The organism is Acidovorax sp. SDU_ACID1, assembly GCF_045291395.1.
In the GTDB taxonomy this organism is placed as follows: domain Bacteria; phylum Pseudomonadota; class Gammaproteobacteria; order Burkholderiales; family Burkholderiaceae_C; genus MR-S7.
Genome location: NZ_CP152342.1, coordinates 1,469,109 through 1,491,174 on the forward strand (window position 1 = coordinate 1,469,109; position 22,066 = coordinate 1,491,174).

The 22,066-nt window shown below is 63.2% G+C and carries 25 protein-coding genes; 21 read left to right on the forward strand and 4 right to left on the reverse strand.

Going from position 1 to position 22,066, the window contains the following annotated elements; genetic code table 11:
- The first annotated feature begins 1 nt into the window (after position 1).
- Positions 2 to 1,621: an MFS transporter gene (locus tag AAG689_RS07230; protein WP_406625365.1), complete on the forward strand. Its 1,620-nt coding sequence runs from the start codon at positions 2 to 4 to the stop codon at positions 1,619 to 1,621.
- 297 nt (positions 1,622 to 1,918) lie between these two features.
- Here AAG689_RS07230 and AAG689_RS07235 read toward each other — a convergent pair whose 3' ends face one another.
- Positions 1,919 to 2,338, reverse strand: a complete 420-nt coding sequence (locus AAG689_RS07235) for a hypothetical protein (RefSeq protein WP_406625366.1) — start codon at positions 2,336 to 2,338, stop codon at positions 1,919 to 1,921.
- Between the two features lie 550 nt (positions 2,339 to 2,888).
- Here AAG689_RS07235 and AAG689_RS07240 point away from each other — a divergent pair.
- From AAG689_RS07240 to AAG689_RS07305, 14 genes are all read left to right on the forward strand, one after another.
- Positions 2,889 to 3,494: a GntR family transcriptional regulator gene (locus tag AAG689_RS07240; RefSeq protein ID WP_406625367.1), complete on the forward strand. Its 606-nt coding sequence runs from the start codon at positions 2,889 to 2,891 to the stop codon at positions 3,492 to 3,494.
- Between the two features lie 348 nt (positions 3,495 to 3,842).
- On the forward strand, positions 3,843 to 5,168 hold the full coding sequence (locus tag AAG689_RS07245) for a heterodisulfide reductase-related iron-sulfur binding cluster (protein ID WP_406625368.1): 1,326 nt from the start codon (positions 3,843 to 3,845) through the stop codon (positions 5,166 to 5,168).
- Between the two features lie 22 nt (positions 5,169 to 5,190).
- On the forward strand, positions 5,191 to 5,514 hold the full coding sequence (locus tag AAG689_RS07250) for a 2Fe-2S iron-sulfur cluster-binding protein (protein ID WP_406625369.1): 324 nt from the start codon (positions 5,191 to 5,193) through the stop codon (positions 5,512 to 5,514).
- Positions 5,515 to 5,547: 33 nt separating this feature from the next.
- Positions 5,548 to 6,792 (forward strand): NAD(P)/FAD-dependent oxidoreductase, encoded by a 1,245-nt coding sequence (locus AAG689_RS07255; protein ID WP_406625370.1) that lies wholly within the window; start codon positions 5,548 to 5,550, stop codon positions 6,790 to 6,792.
- The gene (locus AAG689_RS07260) at positions 6,773 to 7,657 is read left to right on the forward strand and encodes a dihydrodipicolinate synthase family protein (protein ID WP_406625371.1); all 885 of its coding nucleotides are present in this window, start codon (positions 6,773 to 6,775) and stop codon (positions 7,655 to 7,657) included. Before AAG689_RS07255 ends, AAG689_RS07260 begins: the two co-directional genes overlap by 20 nt.
- A gap of 230 nt (positions 7,658 to 7,887) precedes the next feature.
- A complete protein-coding gene (locus AAG689_RS07265) occupies positions 7,888 to 8,811 on the forward strand; it encodes a tripartite tricarboxylate transporter substrate-binding protein (RefSeq protein ID WP_406625372.1) in 924 nt (307 codons plus the stop codon).
- A 444-nt stretch (positions 8,812 to 9,255) separates the two neighbouring features.
- The gene (locus AAG689_RS07270; RefSeq protein WP_406625373.1) at positions 9,256 to 9,528 is read left to right on the forward strand and encodes a DUF1778 domain-containing protein; all 273 of its coding nucleotides are present in this window, start codon (positions 9,256 to 9,258) and stop codon (positions 9,526 to 9,528) included.
- Positions 9,525 to 10,019, forward strand: coding sequence for a GNAT family N-acetyltransferase (locus tag AAG689_RS07275; RefSeq protein WP_406625374.1), 495 nt, complete (start codon positions 9,525 to 9,527; stop codon positions 10,017 to 10,019). The genes AAG689_RS07270 and AAG689_RS07275 overlap by 4 nt, the downstream gene beginning before the upstream one ends.
- A gap of 112 nt (positions 10,020 to 10,131) precedes the next feature.
- Entirely contained in the window at positions 10,132 to 10,389 is a 258-nt protein-coding gene (locus AAG689_RS07280) for a hypothetical protein (RefSeq protein ID WP_406625375.1), read from the forward strand.
- A gap of 101 nt (positions 10,390 to 10,490) precedes the next feature.
- Positions 10,491 to 10,730 carry a hypothetical protein gene (locus AAG689_RS07285; protein WP_406625376.1) on the forward strand — a complete coding sequence of 80 codons (240 nt, stop codon included), beginning with the start codon at positions 10,491 to 10,493 and terminating at the stop codon, positions 10,728 to 10,730.
- 220 nt (positions 10,731 to 10,950) lie between these two features.
- Positions 10,951 to 13,068, forward strand: coding sequence for an ATP-dependent DNA helicase DinG (gene dinG / locus AAG689_RS07290; protein WP_406625377.1), 2,118 nt, complete (start codon positions 10,951 to 10,953; stop codon positions 13,066 to 13,068).
- 94 nt (positions 13,069 to 13,162) lie between these two features.
- On the forward strand, positions 13,163 to 13,474 hold the full coding sequence (locus tag AAG689_RS07295) for a hypothetical protein (protein ID WP_406625378.1): 312 nt from the start codon (positions 13,163 to 13,165) through the stop codon (positions 13,472 to 13,474).
- 180 nt (positions 13,475 to 13,654) lie between these two features.
- Entirely contained in the window at positions 13,655 to 13,969 is a 315-nt protein-coding gene (locus AAG689_RS07300) for a hypothetical protein (RefSeq protein ID WP_406625379.1), read from the forward strand.
- Positions 13,966 to 14,292: a hypothetical protein gene (locus AAG689_RS07305; protein ID WP_406625380.1), complete on the forward strand. Its 327-nt coding sequence runs from the start codon at positions 13,966 to 13,968 to the stop codon at positions 14,290 to 14,292. Before AAG689_RS07300 ends, AAG689_RS07305 begins: the two co-directional genes overlap by 4 nt.
- Positions 14,293 to 14,323: 31 nt before the next feature.
- Here the strand turns inward: AAG689_RS07305 and AAG689_RS07310 are convergent, their stop codons facing one another.
- Positions 14,324 to 15,082 carry a DUF4365 domain-containing protein gene (locus AAG689_RS07310; protein WP_406625381.1) on the reverse strand — a complete coding sequence of 253 codons (759 nt, stop codon included), beginning with the start codon at positions 15,080 to 15,082 and terminating at the stop codon, positions 14,324 to 14,326.
- A 213-nt stretch (positions 15,083 to 15,295) separates the two neighbouring features.
- On the opposite strand from AAG689_RS07310, the gene AAG689_RS07315 reads away from it, so the two are divergent.
- The 6 genes from AAG689_RS07315 (at position 15,296) to AAG689_RS07340 (ending at position 21,285) form a co-directional block, all read left to right on the forward strand.
- Positions 15,296 to 15,925, forward strand: a complete 630-nt coding sequence (locus AAG689_RS07315) for a hypothetical protein (protein WP_406625382.1) — start codon at positions 15,296 to 15,298, stop codon at positions 15,923 to 15,925.
- A complete protein-coding gene (locus AAG689_RS07320; protein WP_406625383.1) occupies positions 15,925 to 16,866 on the forward strand; it encodes a hypothetical protein in 942 nt (313 codons plus the stop codon). Before AAG689_RS07315 ends, AAG689_RS07320 begins: the two co-directional genes overlap by 1 nt.
- The gene (locus tag AAG689_RS07325; protein WP_406625384.1) at positions 16,866 to 18,806 is read left to right on the forward strand and encodes a hypothetical protein; all 1,941 of its coding nucleotides are present in this window, start codon (positions 16,866 to 16,868) and stop codon (positions 18,804 to 18,806) included. The genes AAG689_RS07320 and AAG689_RS07325 overlap by 1 nt, the downstream gene beginning before the upstream one ends.
- Before the next feature lie 105 nt (positions 18,807 to 18,911).
- Positions 18,912 to 19,775 carry an N-6 DNA methylase gene (locus tag AAG689_RS07330; RefSeq protein ID WP_406625385.1) on the forward strand — a complete coding sequence of 288 codons (864 nt, stop codon included), beginning with the start codon at positions 18,912 to 18,914 and terminating at the stop codon, positions 19,773 to 19,775.
- Positions 19,776 to 19,897: 122 nt separating this feature from the next.
- A complete protein-coding gene (locus tag AAG689_RS07335) occupies positions 19,898 to 20,704 on the forward strand; it encodes a hypothetical protein (protein ID WP_406625386.1) in 807 nt (268 codons plus the stop codon).
- A complete protein-coding gene (locus tag AAG689_RS07340) occupies positions 20,686 to 21,285 on the forward strand; it encodes a hypothetical protein (RefSeq protein WP_406625387.1) in 600 nt (199 codons plus the stop codon). The genes AAG689_RS07335 and AAG689_RS07340 overlap by 19 nt, the downstream gene beginning before the upstream one ends.
- On the opposite strand, the gene AAG689_RS07345 is transcribed toward AAG689_RS07340, so the two are convergent.
- Positions 21,275 to 21,634: a DUF6283 family protein gene (locus AAG689_RS07345; RefSeq protein ID WP_406625388.1), complete on the reverse strand. Its 360-nt coding sequence runs from the start codon at positions 21,632 to 21,634 to the stop codon at positions 21,275 to 21,277. The genes AAG689_RS07340 and AAG689_RS07345 overlap by 11 nt on opposite strands.
- On the reverse strand, positions 21,631 to 21,978 hold the full coding sequence (locus tag AAG689_RS07350) for a hypothetical protein (protein ID WP_406625389.1): 348 nt from the start codon (positions 21,976 to 21,978) through the stop codon (positions 21,631 to 21,633). The genes AAG689_RS07345 and AAG689_RS07350 overlap by 4 nt, the downstream gene beginning before the upstream one ends.
- Between the last annotated feature and the right edge of the window lie 88 nt (positions 21,979 to 22,066).

Consider the following 22,066-nt stretch of genomic DNA (forward strand, 5'->3'; position numbering starts at 1 on the left):
CATGCAAGCTCAATCTCTGGCATCCAACCTCCCCTCGGACCGCGCCCATCAACAGGGGACCAAGCGCGTCGTCTTTGCCGCGGCGCTCGGCACGGTGTTCGAGTGGTATGACTTCTTCATCTACGGCTCGCTCGCCGCGTTTTTCAGCACGCTGTTCTTCCCGAAGGGCAATGAGACCGCTGCCTTGCTCGCGGCCCTGGCCACCTTCGGTGCGGGCTTCGTGTTGCGCCCCTTCGGCGCCATCGTCTTCGGCCGCCTTGGCGACGTGGTCGGGCGCAAGAAGACCTTCCTTATCACGATGCTGGTGATGGGCTTTGCCACGGCGGGCATTGGCTTGCTGCCGACCTACGCCGCCGTGGGCTGGATTGCGCCGGCGCTGCTGGTGACGCTGCGCTTGCTGCAGGGGCTGGCCGTGGGCGGCGAGTTCGGAGGCGCGGTCACCTATGTCGCCGAGCATTCCAGCCCGAACAAGCGAGGCTTCACGACGAGCTGGATCCAGATCACCGGAACGCTGGGGCTGTTCCTCTCCCTGATCGTGATCGTCCTGTGCAAGACGTCCATGTCGGAAGAGGCGTTCGCTAGCTGGGGCTGGCGGGTGCCATTCATTGGCTCGATCGCGCTCTTGCTGCTGTCGCTCTACATCCGCCTGAAGCTGCACGAGTCGCCGGTCTTCGAAGAGATGAAGAAACAGGGGCGCACGTCCAAGAATCCCATTGCAGAGACGCTGGGCAACGGCAAGAACCTGCGCATCGTGCTGGTGGCCATCTTCGGCATCGTCGCAGGGCAGGCCGTCATCTGGTACACGGGCCATTTCTACAGCCTGTACTTCATGACGACAACGCTGAAGATGACGCACGCACAGGCCGATCTCTACCTGCTCAGCGCGCTCATACTGGGCACGCCGTTCTTCCTGTTCTTCGGCTGGCTGTCCGACAAGATTGGGCGCAAGTGGATCGTTCTCACCGGGTGCGCGCTCTCTGCCGTGTGCTTCATGCCGCTGTTCCAAGCGCTGGCCACCTACGGAAATCCGGCGCTTGCCGAGTTTCGTACCACGACGATGGTGACGATCAGCGGCAACGACTGCCGCGAGGACCAGTCGGTGATCGGACAGTTGTTCAAGCCGCAGGCCACGACGCCCTGCACGCGAACGAAGGCGGTGCTGACGGCCCAGGCCGTGCCATACACCGTCCAGGCGAGCACGGACCCGTTGAGCATCCAGATCAATGGTGAGAACCTGCAAGACCCCACCGAAGCCAGGTTGCTGGCCGCTCTGGCGGAGAAGGGGCTGCCGCCCGCCAAGGCGCCGGTGCAGCCCAACGGCCCCATGGTGGTGGCCGTGCTGTTCGCACTGATCTTCCTGGCCACAATGGTCTACGGGCCGCTGGGAGCCTTGCTGGTCGAACTGTTTCCCGTGCACATCCGCTACAGCGGCGTCTCGCTGGCCTTGCAACTGGGCAATGGTTGGATTGGCGGCTTCGCGCCTTTCGTTGCCACTGCAGTGGTCATCGCCACCGGCAATATTTTTGGGGGGCTCTGGTATACGGTGGCCTTTGCGGGTCTGACAGCCGTCATTGGCGCGTTCCTCCTGCCGGAGACGCGCAATCGCGACCTACGCCAATAGCGCTCAGCATCGCCGACACAGTAGCAGGCACTGCATCTCCGTGGCATGCGGTGCCTGCCTCCCTTCCGGCGGGGCCGGATGACCAACATGCTGGCTTCTTCGGCTCATGGTCTTCCTATTCTTTCGGTGCTTTCAGGAGTTTTGGGGAACTCCCCGAACGACACGAGAGGCGGCATATCGCACAGGACCTTTAGCGGCGTATCTTTCGTGGCGCTGCACCGACGCGGGAATCGCAGCACCGGGTGAAAAGCCCATCGCCACCGTGCGCCGCGATGCCCGGCTGCGGTCGCCCAACTCCTAGGCTGGCTTGACCACGCGGATGCGCACAGTGGCCGCATCCGTGCCAGACGCACTAAACGCTCCAGGCAACAACGCCTCGACGTGGGTGCCGAGGCGCTCGACGAAATCCCAGAACGCGCGCTGCGCCCGCGTGCGGCCCGTGCGCCAGACGGGCGGCATCGGGCTCACCAGCATGCCACCGGGCCGCAGGGAGCGCCACATGTGCCTAACGTGGGCGATGTACTGACCGCGCGTGAAGGGCGAGTTGGCGATCACCGCGTCGCACAGGCCGATGTCGGCGGGGCTCAGCGCCAGGAAGTCCTGCTCGAGCTCCTCGTCCCCCTGCACGGACTGCACAGGCTGCGCGCCACGGCCCAAGTATGACTCGGGCTTGGCGATGTGCTGCCTCACCCGCATGGCGCCGTCGACGGGACGCATCGCGCGATCACCACATAAGTCGTAGCTGCACCGGATGGCTAGGAGGCGCGGCGGCCAGGAGCTCTCGGCACCAAGAGTCCGCGGACGGGGAAATGTCAAGGGAAATCTAACTGCCAAGCCTCTGTTCGCTCTCACTCAATAACTGACATGAGAGATTGACACATAAGATTGACATGTCAGTTTTTGCGATTTAGCATAGAACGCATTGGAGAGTTAGGCATGAACTTGAAGTCCATCATCGACACCTCGACCTTCAGCACAATTCACTCCCTGGCTCGGAGCATCGCGGGCACGAGCGTGGCTGGTTGGCCGTTCAGCCGCAGTGATAAAATCCCCAGAGTCACGCCGTTCATCCTCAGCGCGGCGCGAGAAGAATTACGGTCAGCGACCAGGGCACATTTCGGCCCAACCCTGCTTCCGGTTGAGGGGTACCAACGCTCAAGTCGTGTAGCCACTTTCGCGGTGACTACTGAATGCGCGTTGGATGAGGTGCTTGTCAAACACGGTCCGCATGTCGAAAACTGCAGTCAAGGAGAGATCCGCCGTCGAATTGGCCTACAACGGCATTATCGACTTGGTGTTGAACCGCAACCTGAGGCCTGGGGAGCGGACTTCAGTTTATCTGCTGGCCGAGACATTACAGCTTGGCCGCACTCCGGTTCGGGAGGCGATCAACCGGCTGCAGCACGAAGGGTTTCTCTCCGTTGCCGGACGCAGCGGGACCGTCGTCAACAGTGTCGACCCCGCGCAAGCGCGCCAACTTTTTGCCCTGCGTCTCTCCTTGGAGATCTTCGCGACGGAATATGCGGTGGCCAATTTGGCGGACGATTCACTCAAGGAACTGACGCACCTAGTCAGCAGACTTGGAGAGGCGGGGACAACTGCGGAATTCGTGCGGTTCAATACCGAATTTCACTCGGCGCTAGTCGATCTTGCCGGCAATCCGACGCTAAGCAGGTTCTATGCCCAGTTGCAAATCCAGTTGCTCGTCGTCCCATATTTGGCGGAGCGCGGTGCCAACCCCGAAGCAATCCAGATGCGGCATGGGGAGCATCAGGCAATCCTATCCGCACTGGGCAAGCGCGATGTGGCCGCTTTGAAGGCCGCTATTCGCAAACACATTCATACTACCGAGCGTGCGATTCTGGGCAATTAGTCCGGTCTGTAGGACTGCACGCGTACTATGCGTTTCTTAGCCGTCTTCCTGGCGAAGAAGGGCTGGCGTTATGCCAGTCCCGTTATATCTGCTCCAAGATTTTAACCAACGTCAATAACAGGGATCGACGCCCTGATTATAACCATGGTCGTCGACCATGGGGCAGAGACTACTCGCGCCAATACAACTTGAACGGCGCCAGATCTCGCATGAATTCACCCGATCAAGAAAACTCGCTATAGGCTTGCTTTACTCGAGAGTAACGAGTTGTCATTCTGCGCAGACTTCATTCTGCCGAGGATGGTGGTTGGAAAATGCGTTGTACACCGGACTAAAAGGACCATTGCAATGGATTTCGTTGAAGCTCTTAAAGAGCGCATGGATGAGATCGCGAGCGCGTGTACTGCGTGTGGAAAATGTTTCACCGCTTGTCCCATGACTGAGCCAGTCGGTATCGCTTCGGCAGAACCAACCGGCGTGCTCCATGGAATGATTGATCTGCTTCGCGGGGGCGAAGGTACGGATGAAGCAGTCCGATGGGGTGCCGCCTGTTCGAGCAGTGGTTTATGTGTCGAAGCATGTGATTACGGCGTGGATCCGCGCATGCTGGTTCGCCTTGCCAATTATGCCCGATTGCAGCGCATTGGAGGAGCTGCAGTTAAATCAAACGCCATGAAATCTTTCCGGGCAATGGCGAAAACCGTGAGAATCGTGTCCAGGTTGCAACTGCCGAAAGCCGAGATTGACCGGCTCCAGCCTGCAACCGGTGTACGCGTCATGACCAGTACACCAGATGTCGCCCTGTACACCGGATGCAACATTCACAAGACTCCTCACATTCTGGTTTTGTGTCTTGATGTTCTGGAGCGTATTGGCGTGACTTACCAGGTCATTGGCGGTACCTCTGCATGTTGCGGAGTTAATCAGTTCCGCGCCGGTGATGGTGAAACCTCTGGTCGGGCTGGTCTCAGCACACTCACCCAGATTCAGGCTATTGGTGCGCAGAGGAAGGTCTCCTGGTGTCCAAGTTGCCAATCGCAGTTCGACGAGATCATCATCCCGAACTACGAGAAGATGACACAGGACACCTCATTTCATCTGCAGCCGTTCTATGAGTATCTCGAAGAGCGCCTGGAGTTGCTACGTCCTCACTTCAAGAAAACAGTCAATAAGACGGTTGCCTTGAACGAACGTCCGGGCCTGCCGGGCGTGACTCGGGCGGTGAAGAACATCTTGCAGGCCATTCCTGGTATCAAACTCGTTGAATTGGACGTGCCGCGAGTAGGGCTGATGGTCAATTATTTGACAGTCACGCCCAAATTTAAAGACCAACTTCGCGAGAAAGAGTTTCGGGCTGCAGCAGATGCTGGCGTAACCACCTTGGCGACGGTGTTCCATGCTTGCCATCGGGAACTCTGTCATTACGAGAAGGACGTTTCCTTCGAGATCATCAACGTGATGGAAATCATCGGGGAGAGTATGGGCTTGCATGCAGAAGACATCTATAAGCGCATCAAAATGATGGACGACATAAATCACATGATCGACGGATGCCGGGAACTCATCGCTGAGCATAACCTGGATATTGATGAGGCCCGCGATATTCTCCTTGCTGACCAGCTAGCAGCGAAGCCGCTGCAAGGAGAATTCATGGAGCAAGAAGAGCATTCTTAGCTTTAGCTAAGTGGAGATCGACATGACAAGCCTCACCTTTATCTTGCCCACTGGCGAGATACGCGAATTTGCCGTCCAGGAGTGCACTACTGCAATGCAAGTCGCTCGACTGAACGGGGTGGCCGGCATTGAAGCCGAGTGTGCAGGTGCTCTTTCTTGCGGCACTTGCCATGTCTACGTCGAGGACGCAGACATAGCCAAGCTACCAGCACCTTCGGACCAAGAGCTGGAAATGCTGGACCTCGTGGCCGCGGAGCGCAAGCCCACCAGCCGGCTATGCTGCCAGATTCATCTGGACAGCGGGATACAGAGTTTGGTGCTGCAGGTGCCTGACACGCAGTACTAACAGCAGAAGAATCAAAATAGATAGGCTGTCATCATGAAAAATATTGTGATACTTGGGGCAGGGCACGCCGGATGTCAGTTGGCATTTGCATTGCGAGAAAATGGCTTTCAAGGGAATCTCACGCTGGTGAATGGGGAAAACGCGCTCCCATATCATAGGCCGCCACTATCAAAAGGTTTTCTGAAAAATGGCAGGAGAGATGGACTGCTGTTACGCGGTGAGAACGCTTTCGCAGACCATGGGATTAGTTTGGTCGTCGACGTTGCCCGAGAAATCCGGCCTGCCAGCCGCGAAGTGCAGCTGGAGTCCGGTGCATTGCTGCCATATGACCACCTTGCACTGGCGCTTGGAACGCTCAATCGCTCGCTCGACATACCAGGGGGCGACAAAGGGGTGGTATATCTGAAGAGCCTTGCTGACGCAGAAACGCTCCGCGCTCGTCTAATAGACGCAAACACAGTGGTGATCATCGGGGCTGGATTCATAGGACTCGAGGTAGCGGCGTTAGCGGCAAGCGAAGCAAAGGTGGTGCATGTCATCGATCTTGCGGATCGTGTCATGGCTCGAACGGCTTCCGAGGAGATCTCAGGCTACTTCCAACGTCGCCATCAAGAAGCCGGGGTTCTTTTCCACCTAGGTGCCAGGATCATTGATGTGGTTCGGAATGGCAGCATGGTATCGGGGGTGTCCCTCAGTACAGGCGAGACGATCGAAGCAGATCTGGTGGTGGCGGGTCTCGGCGTCATTCCCCACACCGCTATGGCACAGGCCGCGGGGTTAGCAGTCGACAATGGGATTGTGGTCGATGAGTACTTGGCATCGAACGATCCCTATATTTCCGCGATCGGCGACTGTGCACGGTTTCCGACGCCTCATGCTTCCTGCCCTATTCGCCTGGAGAGCATACAGAATGCGCACGATCACGCACGCAACCTTGCCAAACGGCTTACGGGCGACGCTCAGCCTTATACGGTACTGCCTTGGTTCTGGAGCGATCAGGGCGACGACAAACTGCAAATTGCCGGTCTTCCCGGGGTAGCGGATCAGCGCGTCTTGCGCGGCTCGCCAGAGCAAAAGAGATTCTCGGTATTCAGCTTCCGCGGCGGCCAGTTGTTTGCTGTCGAATCGGTAAATCAAGCGACAGATCACATGTTGGCACGAAAACTGATTAGCACCGGAACAAAGGTGTCACCAGAGATGGTGGCAGATATGAACGTGCGGCTCGCCGACCTGATCAACCACAAAGGAGGAGCGGCCCATGTCCGTGCCACAGTTTGAAGGCGTTTTCCCATACATAGTCTCTCCCATGAATACGGACGGGACAGTACGCACTGAGGTATTGACGACGCTCTGTGATGATCTGATCCACAAAGGTGTGCATGGTCTCGCCGCTCTTGGATCAACCGGTGAGTTCGCTTACCTCAGTCAGACACAGAAGGAAGCAGTTGTTCAGACGGTCGTTCAGGCCTCACACAAGCGTGTGCCTGTCATTGCGGGCGTGTCTTCGACAACCACGGCAAGTGCTGTCGACCAAGCTCGTGCCTATCAAAAACTGGGTGTCGACGGCCTTATCGCGACAATCGATTCTTATTTCCCGCTAACAGTCAAAGAGGTCGAAGGTTACTTTCTGGCAATCGCTGAGGCAGTAGATCTGCCCATCGTCATCTATACCAACCCAAATTTTCAAAAAACCGACTTATCGCTCGATTTGATTGGGCGCCTCGCGACACACGATCGGATACGTTATATCAAGGACGCTTCCTCGAATACGGGACGTCTGTTATCCATAATGGAGCACTGCAAAGGCAATATTGAGGTGTTCGCTGCGTCGTCGCATATACCGGCTGCTGTGATGCTGATTGGTGGCCGTGGGTGGATGGCGGGGCCTGCCTGCCTGCTGCCAGAACAATGCGTACAGCTGTATGAGTACTGTAAGGAGCAAGATTGGCGTCGGGCCATTACGCTTCAGAAGAAATTATGGGCGCTAAATGAGTCGTTCAATCGATTCAACTTGGCAGCTTGCGTTAAAGCGGGTCTTTCAATTCAAGGATATGAGGTTGGAGATCCACTGCCGCCGCAGGCCCCGCTTCCCGCAGAAGGGAAGGAGAACCTCAGGCAACTACTACACGCCTTAAAAATGTAGCAAACACGCAAAATGGAGAACAACTGCTTTTGATGTTGCAACCTATATAGTGTCTTTCAAGAAATCGTCTCAAAAAAAGCAATGACAATCAGAGAAAGGATTTCCCCTTATCTGAACAGTATGACTTACCAAAAACACAATTTTAATAGAGGTAATAAATGTCATATCTTAATTCCACCAAAGCAGGGTGTACACGGCGACGATTTATAGGAGGGATGGCCGCGATAAGCATGACGCCAATACTGTCATGGGCCAAGGGTTTTCCATCTGGTCCGATACGTATATTCGTCGGATTTACTCCGGGTAGTCCTTCCGATGTTTTGGCTCGAGGCCTGGCTGACAAACTCTCCAAGGCATCGGGGCAGACTTGCATAGTCGACAACAAGCCTGGAGCAGGAGGTTTGCTTGCTGTCAAGAGCTTGCTACAAGCACCGGCCGACGGGCACAGCTTGCTCGTGGTGTCTGCATCCCATGCCGCTGCGCCGGCTGTGACCCGCAATCTGGGCTTTGATCCAGCACGTGATCTCGCAGCCATCACTCGTATCGCTAACGTGCCAAGTCTCCTAGTGGTGAGTCCGAAGCTAGGTGTTTCAACGTTGCAGATGCTGCTAGACAGGTTGAAAAAGGAGCCAGGTGCACTGAATTTCTCCTCGCCCGGCACTGGTAGCGCAAATCATTTTGCCGCGGAGCACTTGCTCGCACTGGTGAAAGCCAAAGCCACACATATACCGTATAGAGGGGTGCCGGAAGCGGCGTCGGCAATTGTCGCGGGCGATTGTCATTTTTCATTCATCCCGGCGCCGAATGCGCTTGCGCTTGTGGAAAGTGGCAGATTACAGGTGCTTGCGACAAGCACGGGCACGCGTGCACAGGCCTTCCCGAGCATCCCGACGGTCGCCGAAGCTGGCGTATCCCAATATGAGTTCGATCCGTGGTTTGGTGTTCTCACGCAGGCGGCAGTTCCTGCCCAGGCGCTGGACCGGCTGATTGCAATGTCAATTGAAGGGTTGAATTCTCCCGATCTACGAACCCGTTTTAACGTGATTGGAGCCGAGATCTCAACACTTCCGGGTAATCAGTTTGATATCTATATACAGCAGGAAATCGCCAAGTTCCGGCACATAGCCTCGGAGGCGGGTATCGTTCCGACTTGAGGACGCCATTTTTTGGGGGGGAGCCCAGGGGGGGGGGGCGGTCCGCAGCGGTCGATAGTGGGGTGCGGCGGGCGGCCATGGGCTTCCTAGTCGATATGAAGGGGGGAGTGGCCGCGGGCAGGCGGCGTTATTTAGTCGGCCCTGCAAAACCCCGCCATCTCGCATGAACACTGGGTTTGCGCCCGTATCGAGCGGGTGACCAATCTTGCGAGATTAGAGCTCAGAGTCTGATTTCTGGGAGTTTTTGCAAATGCCCCAGCCCGATAACACCACCTTGTTCCGCACAGGACGATCTGTTCGGCCCCTCGCTGCAGGCCACAAGCGCCGGCGTTGCTGCTACAGGCAGAAGGGCCTCGCTCGGTCGGCGATCCCGCTCTGTGTTGACAACAGCAACACGGCGATTTATGATGTGTATCTGTTGTACATACGTTAAAGGAAAAGCCCATGCGTGACGCCTCTATCAATCTGCGAGCCCTGCCCGAGCAGCGCGACTTGATCGACCATGCTGCACACCTGCTGGGCAAGAATCGTTCGGATTTCATGTTGGAAGCGGCATGCGAGCGGGCGAAAACTGTCGTGCTGGACCAGGTTTTTTTCAGTCTGGACGACGACAAATTCCGGCAGTTCACCGCGCAGCTCGATGCGCCGCAAGGCAGCAATTCGGGTCTTGAGCGCCTGCTGGCCGTCAAGGCCCCGTGGAGTACGGACAAAGCGTGAGCATGCGACTTTCTGCACCACAGTCGCTCAGCGCCACGCATCGGCTCGATGCCTTCAACTGCGGCGAGTCCTCGCTGGACGATTGGCTCAAACGGCGCGCGCTGGCCAACCACCAGAGCGGGGCGAGCCGCACGTTCGTCGTGGCGGATGATGAACAGTGCGTGCTCGGCTACTACGCTTTGGCGGCAGGGGCGGTCTCGCACCAGGACGCGACGAGTGCAGTCCGGCGCAATATGCCCGATCCGGTGCCGGTGATGGTGCTCGCAAGACTCGCGGTGGACGTTCGCGCCCAGGGTATCCAACTTGGCGCAGCCTTGCTTCAAGACGCCGTCTCCCGCGTGCAGTCTGTCGCGGAAAACGCCGGCGTCCGGGCGCTGCTCGTGCATGCGTTGAACAATCGGGCGAAGCAGTTCTATGAGCACTACGGCTTCCGGGAGTCTCCGATACACCCGATGACGTTGATGCTCCCCTTGAGGCCACACCTCCTCTAGGCGGTTGGGGGTCGCGCATGCGGTACGCTCGGCCAAGGACATTCACGTCGCGGCTTGCGCATACCACTTGATTGCGGCTGGCGCCTACGCGCAACCTCAGGTGGTTGCGCTGGTGACGCGCAGCACCAAGGATTCTCGTAAGAGGGAACTCACGAAGCTGGGCATTGGGCTGAGAAAGCCGGACGAGTTTCTAGCGACGCTATTCCAGAGCCAGCAGCAGGCCTTCAGTACGGCGTTCCTTGATTTTCGTGCGGACCTGCGTTCCCGGCCGCAATCGGACGTTCTGATCGAGCGGTTGAGCAAGGATGGACAGGTGCAGACTGCGGCAGTCTTGGAGACCGCCGTTCGGTCCGGGGCAGCAAAGCTCTAGCTACTGGTAGCTTCCACCGTGTACTAACGACTTTTTTTCAGAGTTATGCAAAATCCCGAATGGGTTTTAATAGATAGCGCAAAACACCTATAGGAATAGCCATGGTGCAAACTGTTGAACAAGCGAAAGCCGCACTGGCGTCCGCCGAAGCTGAATACTTGAGCGAGTTAGAGCGTGACGCCGAGCGTAGTGAAGGAAGCGGTGCTCAGGAGCGCCGTCGAGAAGAACACCAACAGTCGCTGCGTGACGCGATAGACCAGTGCAAACGCGATCTTGATGCAGCAATGGCCAACGCGGCAAAAGCAAAGGATCCCAGTGAGCGTTCAGCGGGGACGGCCTAGTTGGGAGTTCCGGTACGTTATTTGTCATGTGCTTCGCGGATGGCAGCCATATGACTGTGGCCGGGTGAAGGCTTTCCAACGAAATGACCGCCTACTTCGAGACCGTGTGAGTCATTTCTCGTTCTCCCTCCACGGGGAGTCCCGGCCATCGTAGGCGGGCGGGGAGATTGCGCCGGGAGCCTCCCCTTGAAGGCGTCGCGCGCCGCGAGAAGCTGGGTGCATGCTCAGCGACGACGAAAAATCCCTCATGCAGCACTGCCTGCGCGCCCTGCGCGAGCACATGCCCGGCTTCGCCACGCGGCGGGTGCAGTTGGCGATGATGGCCGAGGTGGCGCACACGCTGGCCTTGATCGGCCAGGAGCCGGCCCCGGCGGATGCCGGCCAGCGCATCGCCGTGATCGAGGCCGGCACCGGCATCGGTAAGACCGTGGGCTACCTGTTGCCCGCGATCGCGCTGGCGCACGCGCGCGGGCGCAAGCTCGTCGTGTCATCCTCGACCGTCGCCTTGCAGGACCAGCTCATGGCCAAGGATCTGCCGGCGCTGCAGGCGCACCTGCCGATCGGCTTCCGCTGCGCGCTGGCCAAGGGGCGCCGTCGCTACGTCTGCCCGGCCAAGCTGCTCGCGCCGGAGGCGCAGCGGACCGTGGTCGGTGATGGCGTGGAGGGGCCGCATTCCACGGAGGACCACCCGGTGCGCCTGGAGGGCCGCTTGGCCCAGGCGTTCCAGCGCGGCACCTGGTCGGGCGACCGCGACGACTGGCCCGCCGCCATCCCCGACGGCCTGTGGCAGCGGCTGAGCACCGATCGCCAGGGCTGCCTGGGCTCCCGCTGCCCGGAGTACGCGCGCTGTCCCTTCCAGACGGCGCGGCAGCACCTGCAGGAGGCCGAGGTGCTGGTCGCCAATCACGACCTCGTGCTGTCCGCGCTGGACATGGAGCCGGGCGTGCTGCTGCCCGATCCCGCCGAGACGCTGTTCGTGCTGGACGAAGTCCACGGGCTGCCCGCCAAGGCCGCGGGCCGGGACGCCTCGCGGCATGCGGTGCGCGCGGCGGGACGCTGGGTCGAGGACGCCGCGGCCGTGGCCGAAGATGCCGGGCATGGCCTGCGGCTCGATCGCGGCCTGGCGGCGGCCGTGGGCGGGCAGGGCGAACGCGTCTGCGCCGCCCTGGCCGCGTTGCATGAGGAACTGGTTAGGCATTGCCGTTTCCAGGGAGACGAGACTGTCCACCGTTTCGCGCATGGTACGCTGCCGCCCGGGGTGGCGGACCAGGGGGCGGCCCTGCGCGAGGCGGCCGCCGGCCTGCACGATGCCCTGGCCGCCGCGCGCGACGCCGCGCTGGCGCGGGCGCAGCGGGATGCGGGCGCCGCGCAGCCGCACGTCGCGGCGCTCGGCAGCTACCTGGGCCACGTGGAGCAGCTCATCGCCACCTGGGATGGGATGCTGCGGCCCTGCGGCGATGCGGAGCCGCCGACGGCCCGCTGGGTCGAACGCCTCGGGCGTGGTGCGAGGGATGCCGATTTGCGGGTGTGCGCGTCGCCCATCGGCGCCGGCCCGCGCCTGCGCCGGCTGCTGTGGGACCGGGCCGGCGCGGCGGTGCTGACCTCGGCGACCTTGCGTGGTTGCGGCAGCTTCGACATGTTCCTGGAGGAGTCCGGTCTGAACGCCTTGCCCGGCGTGCACCTGCTGGCGCTGCTGTCGCCTTTTTCCTACGAGACCCAGGCCGAGCTGCACCTGCCGGCCATGCGCACGCACCCGCGCGACGCGGCAGCACATACTGAGGAGGTGGCGAGGCAGTTGCCCACCCTGCTTGCGGCCCAGCCGGGCGCACTGGTGCTGTTCGCGTCCGCCCGCCAGATGCACCAGGTGGCGCAGGCCCTGCCCGAGGCGCTGCGCTCGGAGATCCTGGTCCAAGGCAGCCTGTCCAAGCGGCAGCTGCTCGAGCGGCACAAGGCCCGGATCGACCAGGGTCTGCGTTCGGTGCTGTTCGGCCTCGCGAGCCTGTCCGAGGGCGTCGATCTGCCGGGCCGGTACTGCACCCATGTGATCATCGCCAAGTTGGCCTTCGGGGTGCCCGACGATCCGGTCGAACAGGCGCGGAGGGAGTGGATCGAGGACCAGGGGCGTTCGGCCTTCGACGAACGCAGCCTGCCCGAGGCGGGCATCCGGCTCGCCCAGGCCGTGGGCCGGCTACTGCGCACGCCGCAGGATCACGGCACGGTGACCGTCCTGGATCCGCGGCTGGGCACTACGGCCTGGGGGCGGCGGCTGCTGGCCGGACTGCCCCCGTTCCGGCTCGTGCAGGGGAAGAGGGCAGTACCTGTGCGAGAGGCAGCCTGAGGCAGTATGTCGGCGGTGCCATTCACCTCGGAGATAGAGAGGGCCGACATGCTAGTCTGTATGGCACACACGGCATGCAGAGAAAGGACGAATCATGGATGAGGAACAAGCCGCCCGGCAGCTGGCACGACAGGTCAAGGCGTACGCTGAGGGGAGGGCGAAGGACGTCGCCCGTGGCGCGGAGACGCCACGGCTGGCGGCGTTGTTGCTGCAGAAGTATGGGCGCGGCGTCGCCGACGCGGTGGCGACGATCTACGACAGTCCTCGCGCGGCAGACGCCATCAATCGTATGCTGGACGAGGAAACGGCCAGGATCGATCCCGACTGGCGCGGGCACGACCGTGAGCGCTGGGGAGGGCGTCCAGCCGACGTAGTGGTCCGGGACGGGACGGACTTGCACGGATGACATCTCCGTGCGAGGTACATGGGCTGGTCGGGGTGGGTGCAAGGTTTGCATAAGCCGTGGCACGGCATGCATTGGTGAGGTTACCCGAGGCGGGTGAAAAATAGACTGCGGTTACGGGGAATTTGCCGAGCAGGTATCCGGTATCCGGTATCCGGTAGCCGGTCGCAGGAAGGAAAGTACATGGACGAGAAACAGGCGCTTGAGCAACTGGCACGGCAGGTCAAGGACTACGCCAAGGGGCTGGGCAAGGATGTTGCCCGCGGCGCAGAGACACGCCAATCCGCCGTGTTGCTGCTAAAAGGGTACGGGCGAGGCCTCATCGATGCGGTGGCGCTGATCTATGACAGCTCGCAGGCAGTCGATGCCCTCGGCTATGTGCTGGACGGGGAGATATCCAAGATCGACCCCGATTGGCGCGAGCACGACCGCGAACTGGGGGACAGGCATACGGTCACCGCGGCGGCCCGGGACGGTACGAGCGAACAACGCGGATGACGTCTTCGGTAAATCTCAAGGTACGCGACCGGAGGCCGGTGCGTACGATACCGCAGGACCTAAAGGCATTCCTGCTGGCCCACGGCTGCCGTGAACTCCGGTTTGTCGGCGCCGTGGTCTGCGGCTTGCGCAGGTTCAACTTCACCACGGGGCTGGTGGTAGGTTTGACGTTCGAAGGCTACGAGCGGCGCTACTGCTACGAGTATCAGAAGGACGCGCGGTCGGCCCTGGCAGCCTGGGACGGCCTCGAACATCCGGGCGGTCCTTGGATCAAGTGCAAAGGTGCGGGCATCGATCTGCTCAACCCGGCATTGGTCGTGTAGCGAGAGAACGTCGGGCGTTGGGCCGCCACCGCTAGCGCCCTTCGGCAACGAACCTGGCGATTTCTCCATCGTCATCCCAGTCCCTGTGCATGTTGCACTCGACCATGTGGTCCCTGAGCGACTGCAAGGCTTCGTCAAGCTCCTGCTCGGCGTCCTTGCATCGGTCCGAACCGATGCCAAGCGCGCCGGCCAGCGCTTGGGCTTGTGCCAACTTCTCTTGCAGGGATGTTCGCTCCTGCATGGTTTCGATCAGCTCGCTGGGGTTCCCGTACGCTTCGGTCCGAGCTATCTCGCCGCGTATGGACTGGATGCCTTCGCGGACTTCGCTCAGATATTTTTCGATGTGGGCAAGTGCCGCCTCGTTCGCTGCGGCCGTGATGAGTTTCGCGCTTTTCTTGTCGAAACGGTCCTTGGCAACGTCGAAATCGATCCGGACCGCCCCCTTTTTCGTAGGGGGATAGGCCTTGTCCAGACGGACATGGTGCAGGTACATCCGTTCCTTCGACAGATCCACGAGCACCACGAAGACGGGCAGGTCCAACTCGCGCCAGTAGGCCAGTTGTCTTTCGCTGACATACCGGCAGCTTTGCTCTTCCACGTTGGTGGCCTTCACCTGGAAGGCGACGAAGCTGCCTGTGCTCGTTCCATCCTCGTTGAGGATCTCGACCTGGGCGTCGATGCCGATGTCGATGTCCAGCAATCGGCACGGCCACTTGAGCACGCTTGCCACCTTGTAGGCGAAGAAGAACTCTCCCGCATCGCCATTCGCTGCCTTCTCTGGGTATTTCATCGAACTCCTCGCCTCCCTGGCCGATTGCCTTGGCCTACCTTGATGTGACGCCGGCCCTGCCGGAGGGCATCCATCGGTAGGGGCGTCGTCGGGTTTAAGGGGAATTGTCCCTTGCGCGTGGCCGCGCTGCCACAGCACCTAAAGGGCGGTCCCCCGTGTCAGTCCTTGATGACGCCGAAGCGGCCCGTAAGGTGTTCCCAAAGGAGCCCACCCATGCCTTCTGCTACAGCCCTCCATACCGCACACAACGGTTTCGCCACGGCTCGCCACCGCGTTTCCGGCATTCCGACCGGCGTGGCCCCAGTCTCACCGGCACCTCCCGCAACCGCCGTCCGCTGCCGCCTGTGCACCTGCCTGCTCGGCGCAGAGGACGACGACGATTCGGCACTTGAACTGTGCGGCTCGTGCCGGCGCCGCCCCGAGGCACGCCGCCTGGGCTTGCCCGTGCCGCCAGCCGCCGAGCGGGCTGCTGCCGTGGCCAAGCCCGCGCGCGACTTCACCGAGGCCGAGCGCGCGCTGATCCGCAAGATCCACGGCTTCATGCCGGCGCAGCAACTGCTGGCCCTGCTCAACGAGCGATTGGCCTGCGACCTCGGCCCCGACGCCACGCCCTACAGCATGGAGCAGCTGCACACCGCGATCGGCGGCCTCGCATCACCGGCGCCGGCCGGCGGCCACGGCTGGGCCGCGCAGCGCAAGCTGATCGCCCAGGCGCGCAGGGCCGGCCTATTGGCCACCGTCACCGAACAGCTCATCGACGATTTCGCGGTCGTGTTTTCCCTCAACCCCAAGCAGGTGCTCGTGCTGCGCGACACCCTGCTGCAACCCCAGGAGGATGCCTGATGCAACACGCCGTCATCCAACGCGACGAAATGCTCACCGCCCAGCTCGAACTCGGCGGCGCGCCCATCGACCTCGCCGAATACGCCACCACCGGTCTGCTGGCCGTCGCGGTCGGTCCGCGCGGCATGGGCAAGACCAACGCCGGCCTGCTCATGGCCGAGCAGCTCGCGGCCCAGGGCTGGGTCAGCGTGCTGATCGACCCCGAGAGCGAAATGGAGTCCCTCTATGGCGCCGCCGTGCGCGACGCCGCCCACCTGGGCACGCTGCTGGAGACCCGGGAGCAGCCCATCGTGGTGGTTTGCGCGCGCGACGCCACCGAGTTCCTGCCCCACGGCCGCGCCATCCTCGACGCCGCCGAGCGCTGGCGCAAGCCGCTGTTCGTGATGATCGACGAAGGCCAGTTGTTCAGCGCCACCAAGAAGCGCCGGGAGGACGTGGGCGAGGCCGCCGAGATCATCAACGAGTTCGCGGGCCGGGGCCGCAAGCGCGCACTGGACCTGTTCATCACCGCCTTGCGCTACACCGGCACGCTGCACCGCTCCATCTTCAGCAACAAGAACCTGACGCTGATCGGCTGCCAGGAGGACCCGACCGCCTGGGCGGCGCTCGCGCCCCAGTTCCGCGCCTCGCGCATCGAGTTCAACGACCTCAACGCGCTGGCACCGGGCGAGTTCTTCTGTTTCTCGCGACGCGGCGTCGAGAAGGTCAGGATGCCGATGGCCGACGCCCTGCGCCAGGTCGCGCCCAAGGCCCGGCCGGTGCGCCGCACGCTGCCGGCCACCTTCAGCCAGTGGGACCGGGCGATGCGCGCGATCCCTACCGAACGCCTGCGCGCGCTGTCCGACCCGCTCGTGGGCCTGCTCGGGGCCATCGCCGGGCTGTCGAGCCAGCAGATGATGGCCGGCGCCAGCGCGCTGCAGGACGAACTGGAGACGCGGTGATGGCCGCGAACGACGACACCAGGGCCGCGCCCCGCTGGCAGGATTTCGTGCTGGCACACGGCTGGCGCGCGGCGCGGCACGAACTGGCCGCGGTGCTCGGCGTGCCGGCCGACGCGGTCGAGGCGCTGCGGCGCACTGGCGCTTGTGCGCGGCTGGCGCAGCCCCACGACTTCCCGACCTTGTTCGCGCTCTGGCATGGCCGCCCGCCCATGGAAGACGACTGGCCGGCGCCGCGCAAGGGCGGACAGGGCGGCTACGAATGGCAGGCGCCAGAACTCGCGCTGCTGGCCAGCCTCGTGGGCCAGATCGGTATCCCCGAGATCGCCCAGGTGCTTACTGCCCGGCTGCGCGAACGCACCGGGGACACCAGGGCCCAACGCAGCGCCACGGCGGTGCAGGTCCGCACGAACCTGATCGGGCTGCAGAGTAGCGACGTGCTCGGCGGCATCACGGTCGCCGACGCGGGCCGCGAGGCCGGCTCCACTGCCGTCATCCATCAGGCGATCCGCAAGGGCACGCTGGCCGCGCACAAGACCGGTCGGCTGCTGGTCATCCCGCACGACGCCTGGGCGGCCTGGAAGGCGCAGCGGTCCGTGCCGCCCGCGGGCCATGTGCGGCTGACCACACTGCGCCAGCCGCTGGGCATCCGCAGCGACAAGCTGTCCGAGTTCGCCCGCATGGGCTACGTGCCCGGTGCGGTGCGCTGCAACCCCTTCGGCGCCAGGGGGCCGTCGACGCAGTACGGCACCTGGTACATCGACCCGCAGGTGGCGGACCGGCTCGTGGCCGACCGCCGCGCTGGGCGCCCGATGCCTTGGCACGGCAAGCCCTTGCTTGACAACCTGCGCATCACCTACCGGCTCTGGCAGCAGCGTCGGCATCCGCCCGGCTGCCGCGCCTGCGCGGAGATCTGGGGCGAGCAGGGCGCGCCCGCGGACTTCGACGACTACCTCGCGCGCTACCCCGCGCTGACCCAGGGTGCCAAGCGCCACCTGACGATGCCCTGGTCGCCGGGGCTGACGGTGGCCGAGACGGCGGCCCATGCCGGGCGCGGCCCGCAGCATGTGCGGCGGGCCATCGCCAACGGGGTGCTGGCGGCTTCTCCGGTCGCGGGGGTGCTGCGCGTGACACGCACCGACGCCACGCGCTGGATAGCGCGCCACTGCCCGAGCGGCGATGGCGAGAAGTCCTGGATCGCGGTCAGCACGGCCTGTCGCCAGTACCTGTTCACCGAGCGGGAGCTGCGCCAACACATCGCCGGCGGCCGGTTGCGCTCCAAGGTGGGCACCGAGGGCGCGATGCGCGGCATCGCATACGTGCCGCGCCAGCAGTGCGCGCAGTTGCGCGAGACGCTCGGCTTCACCGAGGAGGAGGCCGCTCGGCGCGTCGGCGTGAGCGTGGAGCGGCTGCGCGCGCTGCTCGACGGGTTGGTCTGGCGCCGGGCCGAAGGCATCCCGCTGGCGACGGTGCAGGCGGCGATTAAGCGCCGGGACTCCCAAGAGGGGTACACGGTGGAGGAAGCCGCCGAACTGCTCGGCGTGCCGCTGGCCTGGGTGAAGGCGCGCAAGCGCGACGGGACGGTGCGGGTGTCGCAGGCCCGCTGGGATCGGCAGCGCCAGTACCTCAGCGCGCCGATGCTGGAGCGCCTGCGCGAGGCGCTGCGCCGCCCGGCCCCGCAGGCCAGCACGCCGTCCGGCGACTGGCTCCGGCTCGGCGACGCTGCGCTGGAAGCCGGTGTGTCGGCGGCGACGATCCAGCGCTGGGCAAACGAGGGCGAACTCGAACGACGCGAAGCCACCGGCGGCCACCGCTACCACCGCGAGGCGGTGCGTGCCCGTGCGCGTCGCTACTGGGTTCAGGTGCGCTTTCACCGGGCGAAGCCGCCGGCCTGGCTGGCAATGGAGCAGCGCGCGCGGGAGTCGGCGGAGGTCGCCCCGTAGCCGAGCCGGCGCGGCGATGGGCGCCGGCTCGGCGCCGTTGACCCGGCCCGATCCGGCGCGAAGCTGTTCCTGACGACTCGCAGGGGCGAGTGCAAGGGAACGCCTGTGGCACATAAGACAATTTCGGCGCCGCGCGGACCGTTCGGTGCCGACCAGGCGCAGGCGCTGGTGAAACTGATCCAGACCACCGCGCACCGCTGGGGTCAGCACGAGGTGTTTTCGGACTTCGTGGAGCTGGCGGCCCTGTCCATCAGCAACGCCGTGGACCGCCGGCAGGCCGAGCCCCGGGAGGCACGCTACCTGGAGATCGCCAAGAAGTACTCGACGCCGGATTTCGAGCGCTTCCCGCAGATGCTGGGCCATCTGACCCTGGCCATGGAGGCGTGCGGCATCGTCGGTCAACTGGACGACGTGCTCGGTCGCATCTACATGCAGCTCGAACTGGGCAATGAGCGGGCTGGGCAGGTTTTCACGCCTTACCACGTCTCCCGGATGATGGCGATGCTGCTGATCGGCGACGGCGCGCAGGCGCGCGAAAAGGGATTCATCGACGTCATGGAGCCCGCCTGCGGCGCGGGTGGGATGGTCATTGCGATGGCCGACGCGTTGCGGCAGGCGGGGCTCAACTACCAGAATGCGATGCATGCCTCTTGCATCGATATCGACGCCCGCTGCGTTCACATGACCTACCTGCAGGCATCGTTACTGCACATCCCAGCGACCGTGCTGCACGGCAATTCGCTGTCGGGCGAGGTCTGGAGCCGCTGGTACACGCCGGCGCACATGCTGGGCGGCTGGCGTGCCCGTCTTCATGCCCGGCGCCTGCGCGATCCAGCGCCGGTCGTGGTCGAAGATGCGCCCGCGCCAGCCCTGGCACCGGTACCGGCCACCGATCCGGCGCGGCAGACACACCGCAGGCCGTCCGTGCCGCTGAGCGTGGTGCAGCAGCTCAGTCTGTTCGAGGAATGACGGACGGGACTGTGGCGTGGGTGGGCTTGCCAGTCGCCGGGCGACGGGCTTGAACCCTGCGCGCGGCGCGAGATGCTGGTCGAGACCGCCAAGGTCAAGCGATCAACCGTACCGACACTACCATGAACTCCATCGAATTCTCCGAGGAAGTCCGCCGCCAATTGCGCGCCGACGGTTACGAGGTCCGTCAAGGCAGTGAGGCCCGAAGCGAGGAGCACGCCGGCAAGCACGGGTTCACCTTGACGAGGCCGGGCTGGGCCAACGCCGAGCACGATCCCGCGCAGGGGAGCGAATGGGAGGCCTGGGCCGCCGCCCTGGCACATCGGCTCGCCGAAGGCACGATCCCGCCGCCCCCAGCCGGAGCCTTGCCGCTTCCGGCGATGGGCCCGTTCTTCGCGGCACACCTGCCCGACAGCGCCTTCGATGCAGACGCCCGGGCGGCACGCTTCGGCATCACGCACGAGGCCGCACGGGAGCAGGTGGAGCAACTGCACAGCCAGACGGTCTACGTGAACGAGCGCTACCAGGTCAACGTGCAGATGATCCCCGCACCCTTCGGACCGGACGCCGGCGACATGGTCTGGCTGTCCATCAAGCGCTGCGACCTCGAGGCGATCCACGACTGGCGCGAGCTGCAGGCGATCAAGAACCAGATCGTCGGCGACGAGCACGAAGGCTTCGAGGTCTATCCCGCCGAGTCGCGGTTGGTGGACTCCACGAACCAGTTCCACCTGTGGGTGTTCGCCGATCCGAAGGTGCGGTTGCCGGTGGGCTTCCGCGCGCGGGAGGTGATGGATGCACGGGCGGCGGCGTCGGTGGGCGCCAGGCAGCGGCCTTTCGCCGGCAGGCGGGAAGCGCAGCCGCCGGCGGCCGATGCTTGCGGTGGATCCGCTGAGACGGGAGAGCATGAATGGCCGAGTTCAAGCTGACGCCGCCGCTGGTGCGGCAAGAGATCATCGCCCGCCGACGCAGGGGAGGGGCGGGAGGCGTGGTGGATCGAGACGTCGAGTGGCTGCAGTGGCTACAGCGCGAAGCAGCCTCGCTGCCCGGCGGCTACGTCAAGAAGATCGTATGGGGCGAGGAAGACGGCTATCCCGAACACGCCTGGGGTTTCGTTCAGTGGACAGTTCGTCCTTTCGTCCAGGGCTACGGTTGCGACGGCACAACCGACCGCAACGTGCATCTCGTGGCGCTGACGCTGTGCGGCATGCTGGGCATCGACTACCAGCGCTGCTACCGCGATGCCTATGCGGACAACGACTATGCCTGGATCGACGCGCTGCCCGATGACGCGAGCTTGGTCGAGGAAACCCGTCTGCCGGCCGAACCATCGCTGGACGCCATCGTGCTGATGCTCGCCGACCTGGAGCAGATCAACAACCGTTCGCTGGTCGCCGTTCTCGCCGGCGTGCTGGAAGAGTGGGACTTGCTGCCGACGTGCTACTGGGAGCGCAAGGATGCCGCCAAGGCGCGCGTGCGCGCTGTGATCGGAGCCGGTCTCAGGGCGTGACGTCTGCGTCGTGCGGTAGCGTGGCCTCGAACGTCTCGTGCTGCGCGCCGTGCAGCCGCAGTTGATCGGCGTTGGCGCAGGACCGCATGCTCAGACGCAGCGCGATGTTGTTGCCCCGCCCCAACTGGTGGTTCAGCCACCCGATGCAATGCGCGTCCTCAGTTTCGTGGCAGGCCATGACGCGCAGTGGTGCGCCCGGCGTCGGCAACTCGCCAGGTGTGGCGATAGTCGATGCCAACGCCGCGTGCTTGGTGGCGCAGTAGCCATTCGGAATGTCGTGGGGATCGACGTCCACACGCCACGGGCACTTGCGACATTGCGCGGTCCGCTTGAGCTTCCAGTCGGTCACCGCACGCCTTCCTGGCTCAGGCACGGCTGCACGGCATCGTCAGTGGCACTGACACTGAGCGGTGCGCCGTAGTCGAAGCAGCCATCGCGGGCGTCGATCACCTCGGCGTCGTGTTCCATGTCCCAGGCGCAGTCCGGATGGTAGGCGAAGTGGTAGAGCCCCGGCGATCCGTCGTCCAGGTTCCCTTCCACATGAACCGCTTCGCCTTGAATGACGGTCTCGCAGTAGCAGCAGCGCAAGCCTGGGCCAGCCGGACGCAGGAGGCGGGACATTTCGACGAGGTGGACATTGCACATGTTCGCATTGTGGCCCAGGGTGCCCAGGTGGAAGGGCGCATTGATCAAGTGCGTCGCCGACTGGGCCGGGGCGGGTGTCCTGGCGTCGGCGTTCCACGCTGCCGTGGAGGCGGAGGGCAGGCTTCCCACATGCGCG